We start from the raw sequence: 19,523 nt of genomic DNA, 5'->3' as shown, positions 1-19,523 counted from the left end.
ATGGGGGAGGGCCCTTGGGCCAGGACTTCATGCGCCGGTCTTGCGCACGGCGCGGATCCTGCCCGTGCGGCTGCCGCCGCAGAAGAAGCGGCCCTGGCCGTCGGCCTCCAGCCCCGAGACGATGATGCCGGGCGGCAGGTCGAGCGTCTCCAGCACGGCGCCGGTCGTGCTGTCCAGCCGGCGCAGCTCGCTGGCGTCATCCTCCCATGTCGCATGCCACAGGGAACTGTCCGCCCAGGTCACGCCGGTGACGAAGCGGTTGCTCTCGATCGTGCGCAGGATGGCGCCGGTCGCCGGGTCGACCTGGTGGATGCGCCGCTCCCGGTACTGCCCGACCCAGAGCGAGCCCTCCGCCCAGGCCATGCCGGAGGCGCCACCCGGCGGGGCCGGGATCGTGGCCACGACCTGCCCGCTGGCCGGGTCGATGCGCTGGATGCGCGTATCCGCCAGCTGGTAGAGGTGGCGGCCGTCGAAGGCGGTGCCGGCATGGGCGGGCACGTCGATCGTGCGCACCAGCGCGCCGCTGTCGGGGTCGACCGCGTTGAGACGGTCGTCGGAGGCGAACCAGACATGGCGCCCGTCGAAGGTGACGCCGTGAACGCTGTCGGCGCCGGGATAGGGGCCGTATTCGCGCAGGATCGTGGTGGGGGACCTGGTCATGGCGCGATCCTAGCCAAGCGGCAGCGGCGCCTGGAGTAACAAGGTGGTCGCGATCCCGGGCAGGGGCGGCGTTGTCCAGCGTCGGGCCGGACCGCGCCCGAAGGCCTGAACCTTGCCCGCCGCCGCCAGGTCGTCCAGGGCGCGCTGCACGCTGCGCTGGCTGGTGCCCAGGGCCAGCGCCAGGCCCGAGCTGGACCACGCCTCGCCATCGGCGAGCACCGCGAGGAGGGGGCCGTGCGGCTCCGCGATGGGCCGTTCCACGACCAGGACGGGGCGCTGCCCCAGTGGTGCCAGGGCAAAGCCGCGCGGCGTCGCCCGGATCGCGGCCAGCGGCGCCAGCAGGCCACGCAGGCGTCCCACCTCCACCCGCAGGCGCGCGCGGTGCGACTCGTCGTCATGACGCGCCCCGAAGGCCTGGCGCAGCAGGTGCAGGCGCGGCACGTCGGCGGGCCAGGCCGTGGCCAGGGCCCGGGCCAGGGCGAACAGGACCGGGCGCCGGGCCAGCGGAATGTCCAGCCGTTGCGCGCCCGCGGGGCCCGACACGGCATGGCGGCAGGCATCGACCAGCACGGCGTCGCGGGCGCGCAGGGCCGCCACCTGCTCCAGCGTCAGGGTGCTGCCGTCGGGCAGGCGGGCGGCCGGCTGGTCCAGCATCCGCCGCGCGGCCGCCACCTCTGCCGCCAGGGCGGGGATGCGGGCCGCCGCATTTGCCGCCGCGGCCAGGTCGGTGCGGGCGCGCGCCACGTCCAGCCGACGCAGCGCGATGCCGGCCAGGACCAGGAGGTGCGTCGCCCGCAGCACCGGCGGCAGGTCGACCCCGGCAAGGGGCGAGACCGCCTCCGCCGCCTGGTCCAGGCGGCCGACCAGCAGCAGGCGCCGCCCCTCGATCAGGCGGGCATGGGCAGCGTTGGGCCGGTCGCCGCGCGCCGCGAGCACGTCCCGGGCGGCGGCCAGGCGCTCCGCCGGAAAGGCCAGGTCGCGGGCGGCGAAGGCGATCTCCGCCTCCGCCAGGACGCAGCGGGCGCGGGCCACCGCCTCCCGCGGGCCGAAGGCGGCGGCGGCGCGCCGGACCAGGGCGCGGGCCCGCTCCAGGTCGCCCAGCTGGGCCAGGGCGATGCCGCGCAGGGCCAGCGCGGGCGGATCGTCGCGCAGCGCCACCCGGTTCAGCCCGCCCAGCGGATCGCCGGCCGCAAGCGCCCGCGCCGCCGCATTGATGACGGAGTCCATGGAGTCAGGCTGGCGCGCCGCGCGCCAGCCGGTCAAGCCGCCGCAGCCCCGACCCTGGCGCCGGGGTGGCGGCGCAGGGCATGCTGGCAATCCCCGATGCCCGACCGCGAGGCCGATCCGATGCCGACACCGCCGCCTGTGCCCGAAGGAGTGGTCTGGGTCGATCACCCGCTGGTCCAGCACAAGCTGAGCGTGATCCGGCGCAAGGACACCGTGACCGGCGAGTTCCGCCGCCTGGTGCGGGAGGTCGCGATGCTCGTCGCCTATGAGGTCCTGCGCGATGCGCCGCTGGAGGAGGTGGAGATCGAGACGCCGCTGACGACCTGCCGCGCACCCATGCTGGCGGGCAAGAAGCTGTGCCTGGTCAGCGTCCTGCGCGCCGGCAACGGCCTGCTGGACGGCATGCTGGAACTGGTGCCGGCGGCGCGCATCGGCCATGTCGGCCTCTATCGCGACCATGACACGCTGCAGGCTGTGCCGTACTTCCTGAAGCTGCCGAACGACATCGGCGAGCGCATGGCGATCGTGCTGGATCCGATGCTGGCGACCGGCAACTCGGCCGTGGCGGCGATCGACCGGGTGAAGCAGGCGGGCTGCACCGACATCCGCTACCTGTGCCTGCTGGCGGCGCCCGAGGGGTTGGCGACGGTGCGCGCAGCCCACCCGGATGTTCCGATCTTCACCGCCGGCATCGACCAGGGTTTGAATGCGCAGGGCTATATCATGCCGGGCCTGGGCGACGCCGGCGACCGCCTGTTCGGCACGAAGTAGGTCGATCATTAGCCCTCCCCCGCCGAAGGTGGGGGAGGGAGCTGGTGGTTCAGCCCGAGCGCCCCAGCCAGGCGTCGAAGCAGGCAAGGCCGGCGTCGCGGCGTGCCGCGACCTCGGTTGGGGTGCCGCGGGTCGCGGCGACTTCCACCAGCAGGCCGTTGGGGTCGGTCAGGTAGATCGAGCGGCTCATGACGTAGTCGACGGGGCCGGTGACGGCGATGCCCGCGACCTCAAGCGACGCCTTCACGGCATCCACTTGCTCCAGGCTGGCGACCGCCAGGCTGAGGTGGTTGATCCCCGCCGGCGTGTTGGGGGAGGGCTGGACCGGCTGGCCGTCGCCCAGGTCGATGAAGACCAGGAACGTGCCATCCGGCAGGGCAAAGAACATGTGCAACACCGGGCCATGCGGCCCGTCGCTGCGTTCCGCGTGGACCAGGGGAAAGCCCAGCCGGCCCTCGTAGAAGGCGCGCGTTTCCGCCGCGTCGCGGCAGCGCCAGGCGTGATGGTGCAGGCCCGTGATGCCGGTCACGCTGCCTCCTTGGGCTTGCGCATCAGCATCGGGATCAGTGCCAGCTCGACCCCGATCAGGGCGATGCCGGACAGCACGAAGATGATGCTGGCCATGGCGTTGAGCGAAGGGTCGGCAGAGCCCACGATGTATTCGTAGACGGCAACCGGCAGCGTCTTGTCGAAGCCGGAGACGAACCAGGCGATCACGAACTCGTCGAAGGAAAAGGTGAAGGCGAGCAGCCAGCCGCCGGCAATGCCGCTGGCGGCAAAGGGCAGGACGACCCGCATCATCGTCTGGAACTCGGTCGCCCCCAGGTCCCAGGCCGCCTGTTCCAACTCAGGCGGCATCTGCGACAGGCGCAGCTGGATGATCGCCATGGCCGGTGCCGTGACCAGGACGACATGCGCCAGCAGCACGCTGAGCAGCTGGCCCTGCATGCCGACGCGCGAGAGCAGCCCCAGGAATGCGACGCCCAGGATCAGGCCCGGGATCATCAGGGGCAGCATGATCGTCAGCATCAGCGTCGTGCGCCCGCGAAAGCGCCAGCGATGCACGCCATAGGCCGCCAGGAAGCCCAGGATGGAGGCACCCGTCGCGGCCAGCGGCGAGACGATCAGGCTGCTGGTCAGGGCGTCCAGCAGGGTGCCGTCGTTGAACAGCTTCTCGTACCAGCGAAAGCTCCAGCCCTGGCCGGGGATCGAGGCGTACTGGTTCTTCTGGAACGAGAAGATGACGAGGGTCGCGATCGGCAGCATCAGGAAGACGAAGCCGATGGCGAGGTAGACGCGGCCCAGCAGGGTGAGGCCCTTCATCAGGCGGCATCCCGCCTGGCGGAGCGTTCCGTCGCCCAGAAGCTGGCGACCAGGAACGACACCATGATGAGGACCAGGATCATCGCCATCGCCGCCGTGCGCGGCAGGTTGGTCGAACTGGCATATTCGCGGATGACGAGGTTCGAATAGAGCGGCAGCGAGCCCAGCGCCGACGGCCCGGCGCCGCCGCCGAGCAGCGAGCCCGAGAGGACGTCGCCGAAGCTGATGATCGTCGCGAACGAGGCCGAAAGGATGATGCCCGTCCGGCTGAGCGGCAGGATCACGCGGCGAAAGGCCTGCAAGCGCGTGGCACCCAGCTCGCGCGCGGCCTCGATCAGGGTGCGGTCGATATTGTTGATCGTGACATAGAGGACGACGATCAGGATCGGCGCCAGGTAGTGGATCAGGCCGATGCGGGTGGCCACCTGGGTATAGATCCAGGCCTGCTCGACCCCCGGCAGGCCGATGAAGTCGAAGCCCGCATTGATGATGCCGCGCTTGGCCAGCAGGATCTGCCAGGCATAGAGGCGCAGGATGTAGCTGGTCCAGAACGGCGCCACCGCCAGCAGCAGGACCAGGCGCTGCCAGCGCTGCGGCACGGCGAAGACGATCGCCAGCGCGAACGGGTAGCACAGCAGCACCGCCCACAGCGCCGTCGTGGTCGAGACATAGAGCGACTGCAGGATCGCCAGGCCGTAATTGGACTGGTCGACCATGTTGGCCGCGATGTCGACATAGTTCGCGACCGACCAGGTGGCGACGACCTGATAGTTCTCGATCCCCCAGAAGCCCAGCATGACCAGGAAGGCCAGGGGGCCGACGAAGAAGGCCACGAAATAGGCGGTCGGCAGGCCCAGCACGAATGCCTTGAGCGCGTTGATGGGATTCTTTCGGCGTGGCGCTGCCACGGGCATCGCGACGTCAGTCATGCGAGCGCATCCGGAACCCCTTCCCCCCTCGCGGGGGAAGGTTGGGATGGGGGGTCGGTGCCGCGTGTGCCAGGCTTCTGGACTTGCGCGTGCGTCGACGCCCCCCCACCCCTCCCTCCCCCGCGAGGGGGGAGGGGGATTGTGTGAGCGCCCTCACGCTGACACCTCGGCGGGGAGGATGACGACGTCTTCGGGCGACCAGTAGAGGGGGATCGTCTCGCCCGCGCGGACGGCGGAGGCGCCGAACGGTTCCTGCGCGATCATGCGGATCTCGGACCCGTCGGCCGTCGCCAGGTAGTACATGACCTGGGAGCCGATGAACTCGGTCGCGGTCAGGACGACGTCGATGCGGTTCTCGAACGGCTCGTCCGTGGGCGTGCGGCGCATCTTGGCCGCCTGGACGACCAGGGCGACCGGCTGGCCGGGGGCCAGCATGTCGGTTGAGATCACCTCGATCGTGCCGGCGCCGGTCGCCACGCGGACGATGCCGTTCATGGTCGATGTGACGTTGCCGTCGAAGATGTTGTTGGCGCCCACGAACTCGGCCACGAAGCGGGTCTGTGGCTTCACGAAGATGTCCTGGGGGGTGCCGATCTGCTCGATCCTGCCCTGGTTCATCACCACGACCCGGTCGGCCATGGAGAAGGCCTCGCTCTGGTTGTGGGTGACGTAGATGAACGAGATGCCCAGGCGCTGCTGCAGGCGCTTCAGCTCGGCCTGGACCTTGATGCGCAGGTGCGCGTCCAGCGCCGACAGCGGCTCGTCCAGCAGCAGGATGTCGGGCTCGCAGACCAGGGCGCGGGCAATCGCCACGCGCTGCTTCTGCCCGCCCGAGAGCTGGGCCGGCTTGCGGTCCAGGAACGGCTCGATCTGGACCATGGCGGCGGCCGCCTCGACCTTGCGGGCGACCTCCGTCCGGTCGTGGCGCTTCAGAGTCAGGCCGAAGGCGATGTTGTTGCGCACCGACAGGTGGGGGAACAGGGCGTAGTTCTGCCAGACCAGCCGGGTCGTCCGCTTGTGCACCGGCACGTCGTCCACGGGCACGTCGCGCATGCGGACCACGCCGCTGTCGATCGTCTCAAGCCCCGCAATGATGCGCAGCAGCGTGGTCTTGCCACAGCCGCTGGGGCCCATGATGGCGATGAACTCGCCCCGCTCGACACGCAGGTCGACGCCCTTCAGCGCGACATAGTCGCCGAAGCGCTTCCAGATCGCCCGCATGTCGAGATCGGGCGAGAGGGGGAGTGGGCGTTGGACTGCACTCAAGGCAACCTCATTTGCAGCTCGCACACCTCATCCTGAGGTGCGGAGCGAAGCGGAGCCTCGAAGGATGGGCCACCAGCGCTGGCGGCCCATCCTTCGAGACGGCCTGCGGCCTCCTCAGGATGAGGTGGCTATCAGGACCTGGCCGCGCTCAGGCGGACTTGAAGGCGTTGTAGATGGCCTGCCAGTCGGCTTCGGGCTGCTGCTTGGGCAGGCCGCGCGGGGCCGTCAGGTCGATCAGGCTTTCGACCAGCATCTTCCCCGGGTTCTTGGGGTCGGGGATGTACTTCATGATGGTCTTCTGTTCGTCATCCCAGAAGTCGACGACCTTCATGTTCGGCGCGCGGGCCTTGAAGCCCTTGGTGTAGACCAGGCTCGCCTGGATCTTGGCGTCGGACATGTACTTGATCCATTCGAGCGCCAGATCCTTGTTCATGCTGTCCTTGGCCAGGCACGCCGCCTCGGTCCAGCGGATCGAGCCTTCCTTGGGCACGGTGCAGGCGAAGTTGTCGTAGCCGGCCACCGTCATCTCGATGTCCATGTCGCCATAGGGGGTGGCGATCGCGTCCTCGTTCACGAGAGCGGAGACCAGGCCCTGGTTCTGTTCGGCAAAGGACTGGATCTGCGGCCGCAGCTTCATCAGCCAGTCCTTCACCTGGGCCAGCTGCTCGTTCGAGATGTCCCACGGCGTCTGGCTGTTGGGGAAGACGGCCAGGCTCGCATTGCTCATGTTCGGCAGGTACCAGTCGAACATGCTGAGGCGGTTCTTGAACTTGGGGTCCAGCAGCTTGGACCAGCTGTCGACCTCCTCCTCCGACACGAACTTGGTGTTGTAGGAGACGCCATAGAAGCTGAAGCGCGTGCCGATGCCGTAGGTCTTGCCCCCTTCGGCGCGCAGGGGCGCGAAATCCTGGTACTTGGGGTGATAGTCCTTGAGCGCCGGGAAGTCGGCGGGGTTCAGCACGTCGAGCGCGCCCTGGGCCGTGAACTTCTGGACGTATTCGGCGTCCGAGATGATGGCGTCGAAAGTCCCCTTGGGCGACTGGGCGAAGTACTGGAGCATCTGCTCGCCGCCGATGTAGTTCTTGAACTCCACCTTGACGCCGAACTTCTCCTCGAACTCGCCCACCACCGGCTTCTCGTCATAGCCGGGCCAGGCCAGGACGCGCAGCGTGGTCGCGGCCTTGGCCTTGTTGATGATGGTCAGGTTCGACCAGCCGACGACGCCCACGGCAGCGGCAGCGCCGGCCAGGAACGAGCGGCGCGTGACCGGCGTCGTTGCGACCTTCTCCGCAGCGCCGGGCGTGGTCGTCGCGGCCTCGGCCGTGGCTGCAACGGTCGATGCCTTGGCAGTGTCTTCAGGCGTGCTCGCCATCGTGCTCTCCCCTGCTGCGCGTCCCCGACGCGCCTGCCCCGGAAAAAGCAAGCGGCGTGCCAGACCCCGGACCTGCGGGTCAGGCGGTGGCCGGGACCGGGGGTAGGCGGGGATAGGTGTCGAGGTCGAACCACTTCACCTCGGGCGCATAGAGCCGCTCCGGCGGGATGGGGCCGGGCAGCGGCGGCTCGCCATCCATGTCGAAGGTCAGTTCGATCTGCACCCCGCTGGGGTCGTAGACGAACATCTGGTAGAGCGTCGTCTCGGGGATCAGGAACTCCCGCCAGGGCAGGCCCGCCGCCTGGAAGCGGGCGCGGAAACCCTCGTGCCCGATGGCGGTGAGGGACAGGTGGTCGATGGTCGCCGTGCCATAGGGCGAGCGGCCGCCCGGCCCCATGGCGGGGCCGCCGCACCAGACATGGATGATGATGTCGCCCTGCGGCGTCGAACAGGCAAGCCAGGCGCCGGGGAAGCCGAAGGGCGGGCGCTTGGCCTTCCTGAGCCCCAGCAGGCCGCAATAGAAGGCCAGGGTCTGGTCGATGTCGTTCGTCTTGACCAGGACATGGAACAGGCCGGTCACCGCGCACATGCTCGTCATCGCAATCGTCTCCTCGCCTCTGGTGCATGGGAGGCAAGAGACGTGCCGCCGCGTTGCATGTGCCCGAACATTGGGCAGAGCCGCAAACTGGCTATGGAATGGGCAGACTGGTGCCGCGCTGGGCAGCGTCGGCGGCCTGATCGGGTCAGGTTCGGCGATCCGGATGCAGCCGCCGTTGTGGCACGGGCCATGCTGAATGGATGCGATAGGCTTGAGGAGGATCAGGGTGGACAAGCAGGACTTCATGCGGCGGGCGATCGCGATCAGCCGGCACCAGGTGGAGCAGGGCCTGGGCAGTGCGTTCGGCGCCGTGGTGGTGAAGGACGGCGTGATCGTGGGCGAGGGCGGCAACACCGTCACCTCCACCCACGACGCGACCGCGCATGGCGAGGTGGTGGCGATCCGCGATGCCGGGCAGAAGCTCGGCACCTGGGACCTGTCGGGGTGCGAGCTCTACACCTCGTGCGAGCCGTGCGCGATGTGCGTGGCGGCGATCCATTGGGCCCGCATCGACAAGCTCTACTACGCCAACACGCTCAAGGATGCCGAGGACATCGGCTATGACGTCGAGACGCTGAAGACCCTGGTGCGCACCGCGATCGCGGAGCGCACCCTGCCGTCCGAGCGCCTGCTGGCGGAGGAGGCGCGCGCCGTGCTGGACGACTGGGCGAAGATGCCGGGGTTCCAGCCATGAGCCTGGACACCATCATCCGCGGGGCCAATCTTCCCGACGGGCGGACCGGCATCGACATCGGGATCAAGGACGGGCGGATCGCAGCGCTGGAGCCGGCGCTGGCGGCGACGGCGGCGGCCGAGATCGACGCGACCGGGCGGCTGGTGACGCCCCCCTTCGTCGACGCGCATTTCCACATGGATGCGACCCTGGCCCTGACCGCCACGGACCAGCGCAACCAGAGCGGCACCCTGTTCGAGGGGATCCGCATCTGGGCCGGCATGCGCCCCGACCTGACGCAGGAGGCGATCGTCGGCCGGGCGCTGACCTTCTGCCGGCTGGCGGCGGCGCAAGGGCTGCTGGCGGTGCGCAGCCATGTCGACGTGACCGACCGGAACCTCGTGGGGGTGGAGGCGCTGCTGCAGGTCCGCCGGGAGGTCGCGTCCTTCATGGACCTTCAGCTGGTGGCGTTCCCGCAGGCCGGCTTCCTGCGCGATCCCAACAACGCCGCCAACCTGGAGCGGGCGCTGGACCTGGGCGTCGACGTCGTTGGCGGCATTCCCCATTTCGAGCGGACCGAGGCGGACGGGGCGGAGTCGGTGCGCCAACTCTGCCGCATCGCGGCGGACCGGGGCCTGCTGGTCGACCTGCATTGCGACGAGACGGACGATCCGGCGTCGCGTTTCGTCGAGCGCCTGGCGGCGGAGACGGTGCGCCATGGGTTGCAGGGGCGGGTGTCCGGCTCGCACCTGTGCTCCATGCACTCGTTCGACAACCAGTATTTCTCCAAGCTCCTGGGCCTGCTGGTCGAGGCGGACCTGTGCTGCATCGCCAACCCGCTGGCCAACATGCACCTGCAGGGCCGCTATGACACCTATCCCAAGCGGCGCGGCATGATGCGGGTGGATGAGCTGAACGCCGCCGGCCTGAAGGTGGCGCTGGGGCATGATTCGGTGATGGACCCGTGGTACCCGCTGGGCAATGCCGACATGCTGGAGGTCGCCTCCATGGGCGCCCATGCCGGCCACATGACGGGCGAGGCCGGCCTGAAGCAGTGCTTTGCCGGCGTCACGACCCAGGCCGCCGCGGTGATGGGCCTGGGGGATTACGGCCTGGCGGTCGGCGCGCATGCAGACCTGGTCGTGCTCCAGGCGGCCAACGTGATCGAGGCAATCCGCATCAAGCCGGCGCGCCTGCACGTGATGCGGCGTGGCCGGGTGATCGCCCGCACCGCGCCGGTGACGACGGAGCTGAACCTGCCCGAAGGCCAGAGCAACTTCGACGCCGGGGTGCTGCCAGCCGGGCCGCAGTGAGGCAGGCGAAGGCGTAGCACCAGATGCTTCGAGACGGCCTACAGGCAGGCCTCCTCAGCATGACGCCGTTGTTTTTCAATCCTTTACAACAGGCGTCATCCTGAGGAGCCCTGAAAGGGCGTCTCGAAGGATGCTGGTGCAACTGTTCGGCTTTGCTTACACCAGCGCCGGCGCCAGGGTCGCGGTCATGCGGGTGATGATGTCCTCGGCGATCCAGCGGCCCTTTTCGGCGCTGGCGCCGTGGGCGGGGGAGAGGACGCCGGAGGGCGGGACCCAGTCGACCACGGTCGGATAGACGTCATAGGGCGGGAAGTCGGCCGGCGCGTCGTTGGGCAGGCGAGACAGGTCCACCAGGTCGGGCGCGAAATGCAGCATCAGCGACGTCTCGAACGTGGCCGCGTGCTCCAGGGCCCAGGTGCGGAAATCCCCATCGAACACCTTGTCCAGAACCTCCCCGGACAGGAACTCGTAGTACTCGACCTTGAGGATCTTCACGTCCGCGATGCCGTCGGCGCGCAGGTCGCGGAGCGCCAGGTCGATCCCCTCGACCGCGAACATCGTGTTCTCCATGTGGCCGTTGAGGACGACGATGCGCTTCACCCCGTGGCGCGCCAGTTCGCACAGGATGTCCCGCACCAGTCCGATCAGGGTCGTGCCGGAGACGCTGGTCGTGCCGACATAATGGTTGCCGCCGCCCGACTTGGGCTGGGACTTGTAGCCATAGGCGAGCGTGGGTGCCAGCAGGCCGCCCAGTCTTTGGGCAACCTCTGCCGCAATCGCGGTCGGCAGGACCTGGTCGGTGCCCATCGCCATGTGGGGGCCGTGCTGTTCCGTGGCCCCCAGGGGGAGGAACACGGCGGCGCCATCCTGCTGCACGCGGCGCTGGTAGTCGGGCCAGGACAGGCGGTCCATGCGGATTTCGGGCATCGCTTCGGTGTCTCGCAACAGGTCAGTCGTGCGCCTGGCCAAGCAAGAAGCACGCCCAGCGGGACCGCTGGCACGCATCCTGCAGTTTCCGGATCGGTGATTGGGGGGCGAGGGGCAACGTGATCGACGACGAGGCGCTGGGCGCTGAGCTGCTGGCGCGGGCGGACGAACTGGCCGCGATCAGCGCCGGGCCCGGCCTGACCCGCCTGTACCTGACGCCCGAGCACGCGGCGGCCAATGCGTTGGCCGCGGGCTGGATGGTCAAGGCGGGCATGGCGGTGCGCACCGATGCGGTCGGCACCCTGATCGGCCGGTACGAGGGGACGACGCCGGGGGCGCCCGCACTGCTTCTGGGCTCGCACCTCGACACGGTGCGGGATGCGGGGAAGTACGACGGCATGCTGGGCGTGCTGTCGGCCATCGCCTGTGTCGATGCCCTGAACCGCGCGGGCCGGCGCCTGCCCTGTGCCGTCGAGGTTGCCGCCTTTGCCGATGAGGAGGGGACGCGCTTTGGCTGCGGCCTGATCGGCAGCTGCGCCATCGCGGGCACGCTGGACCCGGCCCTGCTGGCGCGGACGGATGCCGCCGGAACCAGCATGGGCCAGGCCATGGCGGCGTTCGGCCTGGACCCCGCGGCGATCGGCCGGGCGGCGCGCGCACCGGGCGAGATCCTGGCCTTTGCCGAGGTGCACATCGAGCAGGGGCCGGTGCTGGAGGCGCGCGGCCTGGCGCTGGGCGTGGTGACGGCGATCCAGGGGGCGACGCGCTTGGCGGTGACTGTGACGGGGGTCGCGGGCCATGCCGGGACGGTGCCCATGGGCCTGCGCCGGGATGCCCTGGTGGCGGCGGCGCGCATGGTGCTGGAGGTCGAGGCGGCGGCGCAAAGCGAGCCCGGCCTGGTCGCGACGGTCGGGCGCCTGGCCGTGTCGCCAGACGCGGTCAATGTCGTGCCGGGGCAGGTGCGCTTCACCGTCGACGCGCGCTGTGGCGTGGACGCGCGGCGCCAAGCCCTGGTCGCGGACATCGCGGCACGGCTGAACGCGGTGGCGGGCGAATGCGGCGTCGGCCTGGACGTGGTGACGACGCATGAGGAGGCGGCGGCCGACTGCGACCCTGCGCTTCAGGCCCTGATGGCGCAGGCGGCGGCGGACGAAGGGGCGGCCAGCATGGCGCTGCCCAGCGGGGCGGGGCATGACGGCATGGCCATCGTCGCCCTGGCCCCCATCGCCATGCTGTTCGTGCGCTGCCGTGGGGGTGTCAGCCACAACCCTGCCGAGTCGATCACGGCCGCCGACGCGGGCCTGGCGACGCGGGTGTTCGGCCGCTTCATCGACCTGTTCGCGCAAGGACTGGAGACAGGGCATGGGGCCTGAGCGCGACTTCCGCGGCCATGGCCGCAATCCGCCCTTTGCCGACTGGCCGGGCGGGGCACGCGTCGCCGTGCAGTTCGTCCTGAACTTCGAGGAAGGGGGCGAGAACTGGGTGCCGGACGGCGATCCCGCGTCGGAGGCGTTCCTGTCGGACGTGCTGGGCGCCCAGCCCTGGCCGGGACGGCGGCACATGAACGTCGAGTCGATGTTCGAATATGGTACCCGCGCCGGGTTCTGGCGGCTGTGGCGCCTGTTCACGGCGCGGGGCCTGCCCGTGACCGTGTTCGGCGTGGCCCAGGCGCTGGCCCGCAATCCCGACTGCGTCGCCGCGATGGGCGAGGCGGGGTGGGAGATCGCCTCCCACGGCAAGCGCTGGATCGACTATGCCGCCCTGGCGCCGGAGGTGGAGCGGGCGCATTTCCACGAGGCACTGGCCATGCACGCCGCGGCCACGGGCGCGCCGCCGCTGGGCTGGTACACCGGGCGGACGTCGGAGCGGAGCCTGGGCCTGGTGCTGGAGCATGGCGGCCTGCTCTATTCGTCCGACTCCTATGCCGACGACCTGCCCTATTGGGTCAACGTGCAGGCCGGGCCGCACCTGATCGTGCCCTATACGCTCGATGCCAACGACATGCGCTTCATCAATCCGCAGGGCTTCGGCACGGGCGAGGATTTCTTCCAGTACCTGAAGGACAGCTTCGACGTGCTCCATGCCGAGGGTGCGGAGGCGCCGAAGATGATGTCGGTCGGGCTGCACTGCCGCCTGGCCGGGCGGCCGGGCCGGGCGGCGGGGCTGATCCGCTTCCTGGACCACATCGCGCGGCACGACGGGGTGTGGGTGGCGACGCGGGCCGACATTGCCCGCCACTGGCACGCGCGGCATCCGCCTCAGCGCGGGGCCTGATCCTTGAAGGGGCCGAGATAGGGCTTGGCCAGGGGCCGGGCATAGGGCCCGGCCTTGCTGGTGCGGAGGTTGAGGCCGACCAGCGCCTCCACCAGCTTCACGCCCACGGCCACACCGTCGACCACGGGCACGCCGAAACGCTGCGAGAGGCGGGCGGTGAGTTCGGCCATGCCGGCACAGCCCAGCACGACCACGTCGCTGCGGTCCTGCGCCAGCGCCTGGCCGACCGCCGCCTCAAGCTGTGCGCTGGCCCCGGACTGCGGGTCGTCGAGGGCGAGCACGGGAATGTCCGAGGCATGGACCCGCGCGCGCTCGGCAAAGCCGTAACGGCGCACCAGTCCCTCGATCGGCACGATGGACCGGGCGAGCGTGGTGACGACGGAAATGCGGCTGCCGATCAGGCCGGCCGCGGTCAGGGCCGCCTCGCACAGGCCGACGGCGGGGACGTCGAGCAGGGCGCGGGCGGCGTCCAGGCCGGTATCGTCGAAACAGGCGATGACGGCGCCGTCGATCCCGTCTGCCGCCGCAAGTTCGGCCAGCATGCCGGGCACGGCGAAAGCCTCGTCATAGAAGCCTTCGATGCTGACGGGGCCGGCGCGGTTGGTGACGGCCACGATCTCCGTCCCCGGTGCGGCGACGGCCCGCGCGGCGCGCGCGATGCCGTCGGTCATGCGCGCCGTCGTGTTGGGATTGACGACGAGAATGCGCATGACCGGCAGGGGCGGGCTGCTACTCCGCGGCGGTGGCGACCCGGGCCAGGGCGCAGTGGGACCAGATCTCGCTCAGGGCCGCGACGAGGTGGTCGATATCGGCGTCCGAGTGGAAGGGGGAGGGCGTGAAGCGCAGGCGCTCCGTGCCCCGGGCCACGGTGGGATAGTTGATCGGCTGGACGTAGATGCCGTGGTTTTCCATCAGCCAGTCGCTGATCTGCTTGCACTTGTGCGGGTTGCCGACCATCACCGGGATGATGTGGCTGGGATTGTCCAGCATCGGGATGCCGATCGCCCGCAGCTTGTGCCGCGTGCGGGCCACGCGGTCCTGGTGGCGTTCGCGCTCGACGGTGCTTTCCTTCAGGTGCTGGATCGCGGCGCGGGCCCCGGCGGCCACCGCAGGCGGCAGCGCGGTCGTGAAGATGAAGCCGGAGGCGAAGCTGCGCACGAAGTCGCAGACCGCGGCCGACCCTGCGATGTAGCCGCCCAGCACGCCGAACGCCTTGGCCAGGGTGCCCTCGATGATGGTCAGGCGGTGCATGTGGCCGTCGCGCTCGGCAATGCCGCCGCCGCGCGGGCCATAGAGGCCCACGGCATGGACCTCGTCCAGGTAGGTCATGGCGCCGAAGCGCTCGGCCACGTCGCAGATGGCGCCGATGGGGGCGATGTCGCCGTCCATCGAATAGACCGATTCGAAGGCGATCAGCTTGGGCGCCGCGGGGTCGGCGGCGGCCAGCTTCTGCTCCAGGTCGGCGACGTCATTGTGCTTGAAGACGACGCATTCGGCGCGGGAATGGCGGATGCCCTCGATCATCGAGGCATGGTTGCCGGCGTCGGAGAAGACGATGCAGCCCGGAATGCGGCTGGCCAGCGTGCCCAGCGCCGCCCAGTTCGAGACATAGCCCGAGGTGAAGATGAGCGCCGCCTCCTTGCCGTGGAGGTCGGCCAGTTCCTGCTCCAGCAGGACGTGGAGATGGTTGGTGCCGGCGATGTTGCGCGTGCCGCCGGCGCCGGCGCCGCAGGCGTCCAGTGCCTCGTGCATGGCCTGGAGCACCTTGGGGTGCTGGCCCATGCCCAGATAGTCGTTGGAGCACCACATGGTGACGGGGGCGGTGGTGCCGTTGGCGTGGCGCTTCGCCTTGGGGAAGGCGCCGGCCTTGCGCTCCAGCTCGGCAAAGACGCGGTAGCGGCCGTCCTGGCGGATGACATCCAGTTCGCGCGCGAAGAAGGCCTCGAAATCCATCTGCGTCCTCCCGGTCATGGGCGCTGCCTGCCCATAGCTCTCCGGCCCAATCCGATCCGGTCCAGTCATGGCCCGGCCCTCAAGTCTCGTCCGCCGGCGGGCGTGGCCTGCCGGGCATTGCCCATTGCCATAGCATGGCATCGGGCAGCGGCAGGATCATGAAACAATGTTCGAGCGCCGCAAGCCCCAGAAGTGTTGCCATCAGGGCAGCCCCGACCGCCTCCGCGCCCTGGGCGCCGGCTGCCTGGAGGGCCAGGCCCGTGGCGAAGGCGCTGGCCCCCAGGATCGAGACGGGCAGCAGGCCGTTGAAGCGGCGCTTGCGGAAATACGACTTCAGGTAGGCCAGGCGCGCCGGCATCATCTCGTCACTGAGATTGGGCACGCCCAGGAAGATGTTCAGCTTGGCGCTGATCCGCATCACCGCCAGGATCAGGAAGGTGCCGGCCCCAACCTGGTTGGGCGCGTCCCAGCTCAGCGCCACGATCAGGACCGCAGCCGCCAGGATCGCCAGCTCGTGATAGAGCAGTGTGTCCAGCGCCAGGCGGAAGCGACGCCAGCCCTGCGCACCGGCGGGGCAGGGCTCGGCCCGGGGACCGGTGAGGAAACCCATCAGGAAGCTCATCTCGAGCCAGCCCCAGACCGCCAGCGCGCAGAGGAAGGCGCCGTACGCGGCTTCCGGCGTCGTCATCCAGGCCAGTTCGCCCAGGCCATAGAGCGCCGCCGCCAGGACCAGGCCCGCCGCCAGCAGGCTGCCGCGGAAGGTGCGTGCGGGCAGGGCGCACAGGGCGATGATCAGGCCCGTGCTGGCCCACCACAGAAGGATGGCGAACAGGACCGCCCAGCCATGCCCGCCCATCGCCGCGCTCCCTACCAGGTCGGCGCCAGGCGCACCGTCGCCGGCAGCTCGTTGGAGACGACGGGCATCGCATAGAGCCGCACGAAGGTGGTGGCGATGCGGGCGACCAGCACGCCGCGCTTCAGCCGCGCCAGGACGCCGCCCCCTTCCGCCTTGGCGGCGGCGTGGCGGTCGGCCAGCTGCCGCAGGTGTTCCATGCGCGCCCGGAAGGCCGGGCTGTCGGTATCCAGCATCAGCGGGAAGACCTGGCGCGAGATGTCGGAACAGACGCGGAAGACGCGATAGTCGTAGTCGGTGGGATTGAGGCCCAGCGCCTTGTGGAAGGCGGGCCGGCCATGGTCGCGGCAGTACATGGTCGCGTAGACCGACAGCAGGAAGAAGCGGATCCACAGGCGATTGGGCCCCCGCAGCAGGCCCGGATCGGCCCGCATCAGCAGGGCGAACGCCTCGCCATGGCGGTACTCGTCATTGCACCATTCCTTGAACCACCGGAAGATCGGGTGGAACTGAAGGTGCGGGTTCTGTTCCAGCTGGCGATAGATCGTGATGTACCGGGCATAGCCGATCTTCTCGGACAGATAGACCGCGTAGAAGATGTATTTGGGTTTGAAGAACGTATACTTCTTGGTCTTGGTCAGGAAGCTGAGGTCGATGCCGATCCCATAGTCCTTCAGCGACTCGTTGATGAAGCCGGCATGGCGCGATTCGTCGCGCGCCAGGAACTTGAACAGCGCCACCACGTCCGGGTTCTTCGAGCGCCGGGCGATCTCGGCATAAAGCACGCAGCCCGAGAATTCCGAGGTCAGCGAACTGACCAGGAAGTCCACGAATTCGCCGCGCAGGTCCGGCGGCAGGCTGTCCAGCGATTGGGCCAGCGCCTCGGTCCGCTTGAAATGGGTGCGGTTGGGATCGGCCTTCATCTCGGCCAGGAGGCCGTCCCATTCGGCACGCACCGCGCTGACGTCGATGCGATCCAGTGCCGCGAAGTCGGTCGTGTAGAAGCGGGGACTGAGCACGGTTTCGCGCAGGGCGATGCCGGTTGCGTCCGGAATGTCGGGCGCAAGGCCCGGTGCTGGCGCGTGCGTGGGTGCTACGGCAAGGGCGGCAGCGGTCATGGCACCTTCCCCGATGAGAAGCTGAGATCGTAGAGTTCGGCCAGTTCCAGGCGCGCGGTCAGGCGCGTCCAGGCCCGCGCCAGGGGGCCGGCGCGGCGCACGGTTGCGGTGCGGCGCTCGACCAGCGTCTGGCCGAAGGCCAGGCGGATGGGGGCGCCGTGGACCTGCACCTGATCGCCGGGGTTGAGCGCCACGTCGCCGTCCAGGACGACGTGCGCGTCGAGCCGTTCGGCGGTGTGGGTGACGGCGACGGTGCAGCCGGTGACCAGCGCCCGCCTCATGACGCGGCGTTCCCCTCGGTCCGCAGGAAGCGCAGGAACGGCGTCAGGTTGCCGCTGCCGAACTCGTCCAGGCTGATGCGGGCACCGGTCGCCGGATCCTCCAGCGTCAGGCGGTGGTCGGACCAGTGGACCAGGCGGAAGATGCCGGGCGCCTCGATTCGGCGCTTGCTCCGCTCGAAGGCGAGGCCGTTCAGGACGGCGCGGATGAAGCCGTCGCTGGCGGCGAGTTCCGGCAGTTCCTGGCCGGTCTGCTCGTCAATGACGCGGACCCGGCCCTTGAACGCGATGGGCTGGTCGCCCTGGTCGATGAAGTGAAGGGTACGCACATTGACCGGGGTGGCGCTGCTGGCCAGCGGGGGGGCGTCGCGCTTGTCCCATTGCTGGATGCCGACGCCGACCAGGCTGGCCAGGATCAGGGCACCCGCCGCCCAGACGGCACCGGTGGGGATGATCTGGTCCGCCATGGCCTTGCCCCTCCCGTCCCGTGTTCGTTGCCTGTCATGCTAGGAAGACAGAATTGGACTGTCAACGAAATTGGACACAGGTCTCTGCGCAGGCTGTGCCGCCAGCTTGACAGGATTGCGCGCGACGGGGACCGCTTCGGCCAGCGCCTCCGCCAGCAGGGCCGCCACCTGCTCTGCCTGGGGCACGGCCCGCAGCATCGGCTGCGGCTGGCGCAGGTGCCAGGGCCGCGCGTGGGGCCACAGCCAGCTATAGGGAATGCGCTGGCCCTCCTGCAGCTGCAGCGGGATGTCGCCCCCGCCATGGGCCAGGCGGCGCAGGCTGGCGCCCGCCACCTTGGCAAAGGGCACGTTCATGGCGACGGGCAGGGCCATGCCGATGCGCAGCACGACGCGGCGGTTGGTGATGGTGTAGCGCGTGGTGCGGGCACAGATGCGCGCGAGGACGACCAGCAGGCCCAGTGCCAGGCCCGCCACGGGGAGCAGGGCGACCGCCGTGGCCGCCGCCGCACCCGGGCCCGCTGCGTCCCACTGGACGCCGGCGCGCCACAGGATCAGGGCCAGCAGGTAGAAGGCGACACCGCGGACATGGAACACATGGGCCGCGACCAGGCGCCAGTCCGGGCCGCCCTGCCACAGGATCCGCTCGCCGTCCGGCGGCGTCTCCGGCAGGCCGGGGATCGGCTCGACGTGATAGTCGTCGTGCTCCCCGGGATGCCGGCGCGGGCCGCTCACAGCAGCGGTTCCGTCCGGCCGGGCCGGCCATAGAGATAGCCACCGCCGTAATAGGCCGCGACGCGCTCCTCCTCGTCGAAGGTGATGCTGCCCGGGCTGGCGATTCGCGGCACGTCGACGAACTGGGCGGCGGCGATGGCGTCGACCCGCACCCGGTTGTGGCGGCCCTCGATCCGGGCGACGGTGATGGGCGTCAGGACGCTGCCGCTGCCATCGGCCAGCGCCACTTCAAGATAGCGCAGCAGCACCTCGCCCCGGTCGACCCAGACATCGGCGACGGTGCCCGCCACCTTGCCGTCGGCGCCATAGACCTTCATGCCGCGCGGATCGGGATCGCGCTTCTCGAGGTAGAAGCCCGGCGCCTCGCGCAGGGGCACGATGCGGAACTCGCCATGGTTGGTCATGTCCGGCACCTTGCGCCGCTGGGCATAGGCGGCGGGCCCGACGCCGTCCACCAGCGGGTTGCCGGTGGGCACGGAGGGCGAGCCCGGCGTCACGCTGACCCGGCGCAACGCCAGGGGACGGGTGTCGCGGATGGCGTTGGGCGCCTGGACCACGCCGCCGCCATGGGGCAGGTGGAACGTCTTGGGCAGGGCCGCGAACAGCAGGCCGGCCCGGCCACGCACGCGGCCCGTGCCGTCCTCCTCCAGCGGGTAGCCCTCGCGCCGGTCCTCGCGCCGGAGGTACAGGATCAGGCCCGCGAAGAAGAGCAGGAACACGTACAAGGATACCAGGGCCCAATCGACCCCATACGGCGCTGCAACCATCATGCCCTCCCCCTCAACGGGG

At 69.8% G+C, this 19,523-nt stretch carries 22 protein-coding genes; 5 read left to right on the top strand and 17 right to left on the bottom strand.

The genetic code is table 11. The features are described from left to right. Positions 1–27 precede the first annotated feature (27 nt). Together ACI6GS_RS18795 and ACI6GS_RS18790 are read right to left on the bottom strand one after the other, a co-directional pair. Positions 28–660 (bottom strand): Vgb family protein, encoded by a 633-nt coding sequence (locus ACI6GS_RS18795; protein WP_439814996.1) that lies wholly within the window; start codon positions 658–660, stop codon positions 28–30. Between the two features lie 9 nt (positions 661–669). Next, positions 670–1,887 (bottom strand): hypothetical protein, encoded by a 1,218-nt coding sequence (locus tag ACI6GS_RS18790; RefSeq protein WP_439814995.1) that lies wholly within the window; start codon positions 1,885–1,887, stop codon positions 670–672. 96 nt (positions 1,888–1,983) lie between these two features. On the opposite strand from ACI6GS_RS18790, the gene upp reads away from it, so the two are divergent. After that, positions 1,984–2,658 carry a uracil phosphoribosyltransferase gene (upp, locus tag ACI6GS_RS18785; protein WP_439814994.1) on the top strand — a complete coding sequence of 225 codons (675 nt, stop codon included), beginning with the start codon at positions 1,984–1,986 and terminating at the stop codon, positions 2,656–2,658. A 49-nt stretch (positions 2,659–2,707) separates the two neighbouring features. Here the strand turns inward: upp and ACI6GS_RS18780 are convergent, their stop codons facing one another. From ACI6GS_RS18780 to ACI6GS_RS18755, 6 genes are all read right to left on the bottom strand, one after another. Next, positions 2,708–3,187: a VOC family protein gene (locus tag ACI6GS_RS18780; RefSeq protein ID WP_439814993.1), complete on the bottom strand. Its 480-nt coding sequence runs from the start codon at positions 3,185–3,187 to the stop codon at positions 2,708–2,710. Further along, positions 3,184–3,981, bottom strand: a complete 798-nt coding sequence (locus tag ACI6GS_RS18775) for an ABC transporter permease (protein ID WP_439814992.1) — start codon at positions 3,979–3,981, stop codon at positions 3,184–3,186. The genes ACI6GS_RS18780 and ACI6GS_RS18775 overlap by 4 nt, the downstream gene beginning before the upstream one ends. Further along, positions 3,981–4,910 (bottom strand): ABC transporter permease, encoded by a 930-nt coding sequence (locus ACI6GS_RS18770; protein ID WP_439814991.1) that lies wholly within the window; start codon positions 4,908–4,910, stop codon positions 3,981–3,983. Before ACI6GS_RS18770 ends, ACI6GS_RS18775 begins: the two co-directional genes overlap by 1 nt. Positions 4,911–5,063: 153 nt before the next feature. Then, positions 5,064–6,176, bottom strand: a complete 1,113-nt coding sequence (locus ACI6GS_RS18765; RefSeq protein WP_439814990.1) for an ABC transporter ATP-binding protein — start codon at positions 6,174–6,176, stop codon at positions 5,064–5,066. A gap of 148 nt (positions 6,177–6,324) precedes the next feature. Continuing rightward, the gene (locus tag ACI6GS_RS18760; RefSeq protein WP_439814989.1) at positions 6,325–7,548 is read right to left on the bottom strand and encodes an ABC transporter substrate-binding protein; all 1,224 of its coding nucleotides are present in this window, start codon (positions 7,546–7,548) and stop codon (positions 6,325–6,327) included. Between the two features lie 79 nt (positions 7,549–7,627). Next, positions 7,628–8,146: a VOC family protein gene (locus ACI6GS_RS18755; protein WP_439814988.1), complete on the bottom strand. Its 519-nt coding sequence runs from the start codon at positions 8,144–8,146 to the stop codon at positions 7,628–7,630. Positions 8,147–8,372: 226 nt separating this feature from the next. On the opposite strand from ACI6GS_RS18755, the gene ACI6GS_RS18750 reads away from it, so the two are divergent. After that, a complete protein-coding gene (locus tag ACI6GS_RS18750) occupies positions 8,373–8,840 on the top strand; it encodes a nucleoside deaminase (RefSeq protein ID WP_439814987.1) in 468 nt (155 codons plus the stop codon). After that, a complete protein-coding gene (locus ACI6GS_RS18745) occupies positions 8,837–10,132 on the top strand; it encodes a cytosine deaminase (protein ID WP_439814986.1) in 1,296 nt (431 codons plus the stop codon). The genes ACI6GS_RS18750 and ACI6GS_RS18745 overlap by 4 nt, the downstream gene beginning before the upstream one ends. 156 nt (positions 10,133–10,288) lie before the next feature. Here the strand turns inward: ACI6GS_RS18745 and ACI6GS_RS18740 are convergent, their stop codons facing one another. Beyond that, positions 10,289–11,059, bottom strand: a complete 771-nt coding sequence (locus ACI6GS_RS18740; protein ID WP_439814985.1) for a creatininase — start codon at positions 11,057–11,059, stop codon at positions 10,289–10,291. Positions 11,060–11,178: 119 nt separating this feature from the next. Here ACI6GS_RS18740 and ACI6GS_RS18735 point away from each other — a divergent pair, with 119 nt between their 5' ends. Both ACI6GS_RS18735 and puuE read left to right on the top strand, forming a co-directional pair. Then, complete coding sequence (locus ACI6GS_RS18735; RefSeq protein ID WP_439814984.1) at positions 11,179–12,432, top strand: allantoate amidohydrolase; 1,254 nt, start codon at positions 11,179–11,181, stop codon at positions 12,430–12,432. Next, positions 12,422–13,333: an allantoinase PuuE gene (puuE, locus tag ACI6GS_RS18730; RefSeq protein ID WP_439814983.1), complete on the top strand. Its 912-nt coding sequence runs from the start codon at positions 12,422–12,424 to the stop codon at positions 13,331–13,333. Before ACI6GS_RS18735 ends, puuE begins: the two co-directional genes overlap by 11 nt. Here puuE and ACI6GS_RS18725 read toward each other — a convergent pair. From ACI6GS_RS18725 to puhA, 8 genes are all read right to left on the bottom strand, one after another. Further along, entirely contained in the window at positions 13,318–14,043 is a 726-nt protein-coding gene (locus tag ACI6GS_RS18725) for an aspartate/glutamate racemase family protein (protein ID WP_439814982.1), read from the bottom strand. The two genes, puuE and ACI6GS_RS18725, sit on opposite strands and share 16 nt — an antisense overlap. Positions 14,044–14,062: 19 nt before the next feature. Then, entirely contained in the window at positions 14,063–15,286 is a 1,224-nt protein-coding gene (gene hemA / locus ACI6GS_RS18720) for a 5-aminolevulinate synthase (RefSeq protein ID WP_439817990.1), read from the bottom strand. A gap of 79 nt (positions 15,287–15,365) precedes the next feature. Further along, positions 15,366–16,142, bottom strand: coding sequence for a putative photosynthetic complex assembly protein PuhE (puhE, locus tag ACI6GS_RS18715; RefSeq protein WP_439814981.1), 777 nt, complete (start codon positions 16,140–16,142; stop codon positions 15,366–15,368). Between the two features lie 11 nt (positions 16,143–16,153). Further along, a complete protein-coding gene (gene acsF / locus ACI6GS_RS18710; protein WP_439814980.1) occupies positions 16,154–17,257 on the bottom strand; it encodes a magnesium-protoporphyrin IX monomethyl ester (oxidative) cyclase in 1,104 nt (367 codons plus the stop codon). After that, positions 17,254–17,538, bottom strand: a complete 285-nt coding sequence (locus tag ACI6GS_RS18705; protein WP_439814979.1) for a hypothetical protein — start codon at positions 17,536–17,538, stop codon at positions 17,254–17,256. Before ACI6GS_RS18705 ends, acsF begins: the two co-directional genes overlap by 4 nt. Next, positions 17,535–18,002: a photosynthetic complex assembly protein PuhC gene (gene puhC, locus ACI6GS_RS18700; protein WP_439814978.1), complete on the bottom strand. Its 468-nt coding sequence runs from the start codon at positions 18,000–18,002 to the stop codon at positions 17,535–17,537. The genes ACI6GS_RS18705 and puhC overlap by 4 nt, the downstream gene beginning before the upstream one ends. A gap of 39 nt (positions 18,003–18,041) precedes the next feature. Then, positions 18,042–18,734, bottom strand: a complete 693-nt coding sequence (gene puhB / locus ACI6GS_RS18695) for a photosynthetic complex putative assembly protein PuhB (RefSeq protein ID WP_439814977.1) — start codon at positions 18,732–18,734, stop codon at positions 18,042–18,044. Then, complete coding sequence (puhA, locus tag ACI6GS_RS18690; RefSeq protein WP_439814976.1) at positions 18,731–19,501, bottom strand: photosynthetic reaction center subunit H; 771 nt, start codon at positions 19,499–19,501, stop codon at positions 18,731–18,733. The genes puhB and puhA overlap by 4 nt, the downstream gene beginning before the upstream one ends. Positions 19,502–19,523 lie beyond the last annotated feature (22 nt).

Source organism: Zavarzinia sp. CC-PAN008, assembly GCF_051903925.1.
GTDB lineage: Bacteria > Pseudomonadota > Alphaproteobacteria > Zavarziniales > Zavarziniaceae.
The sequence above is the reverse complement of the archived record's forward strand: the minus strand, read 5'-3'. Positions and strand labels throughout refer to the sequence as shown.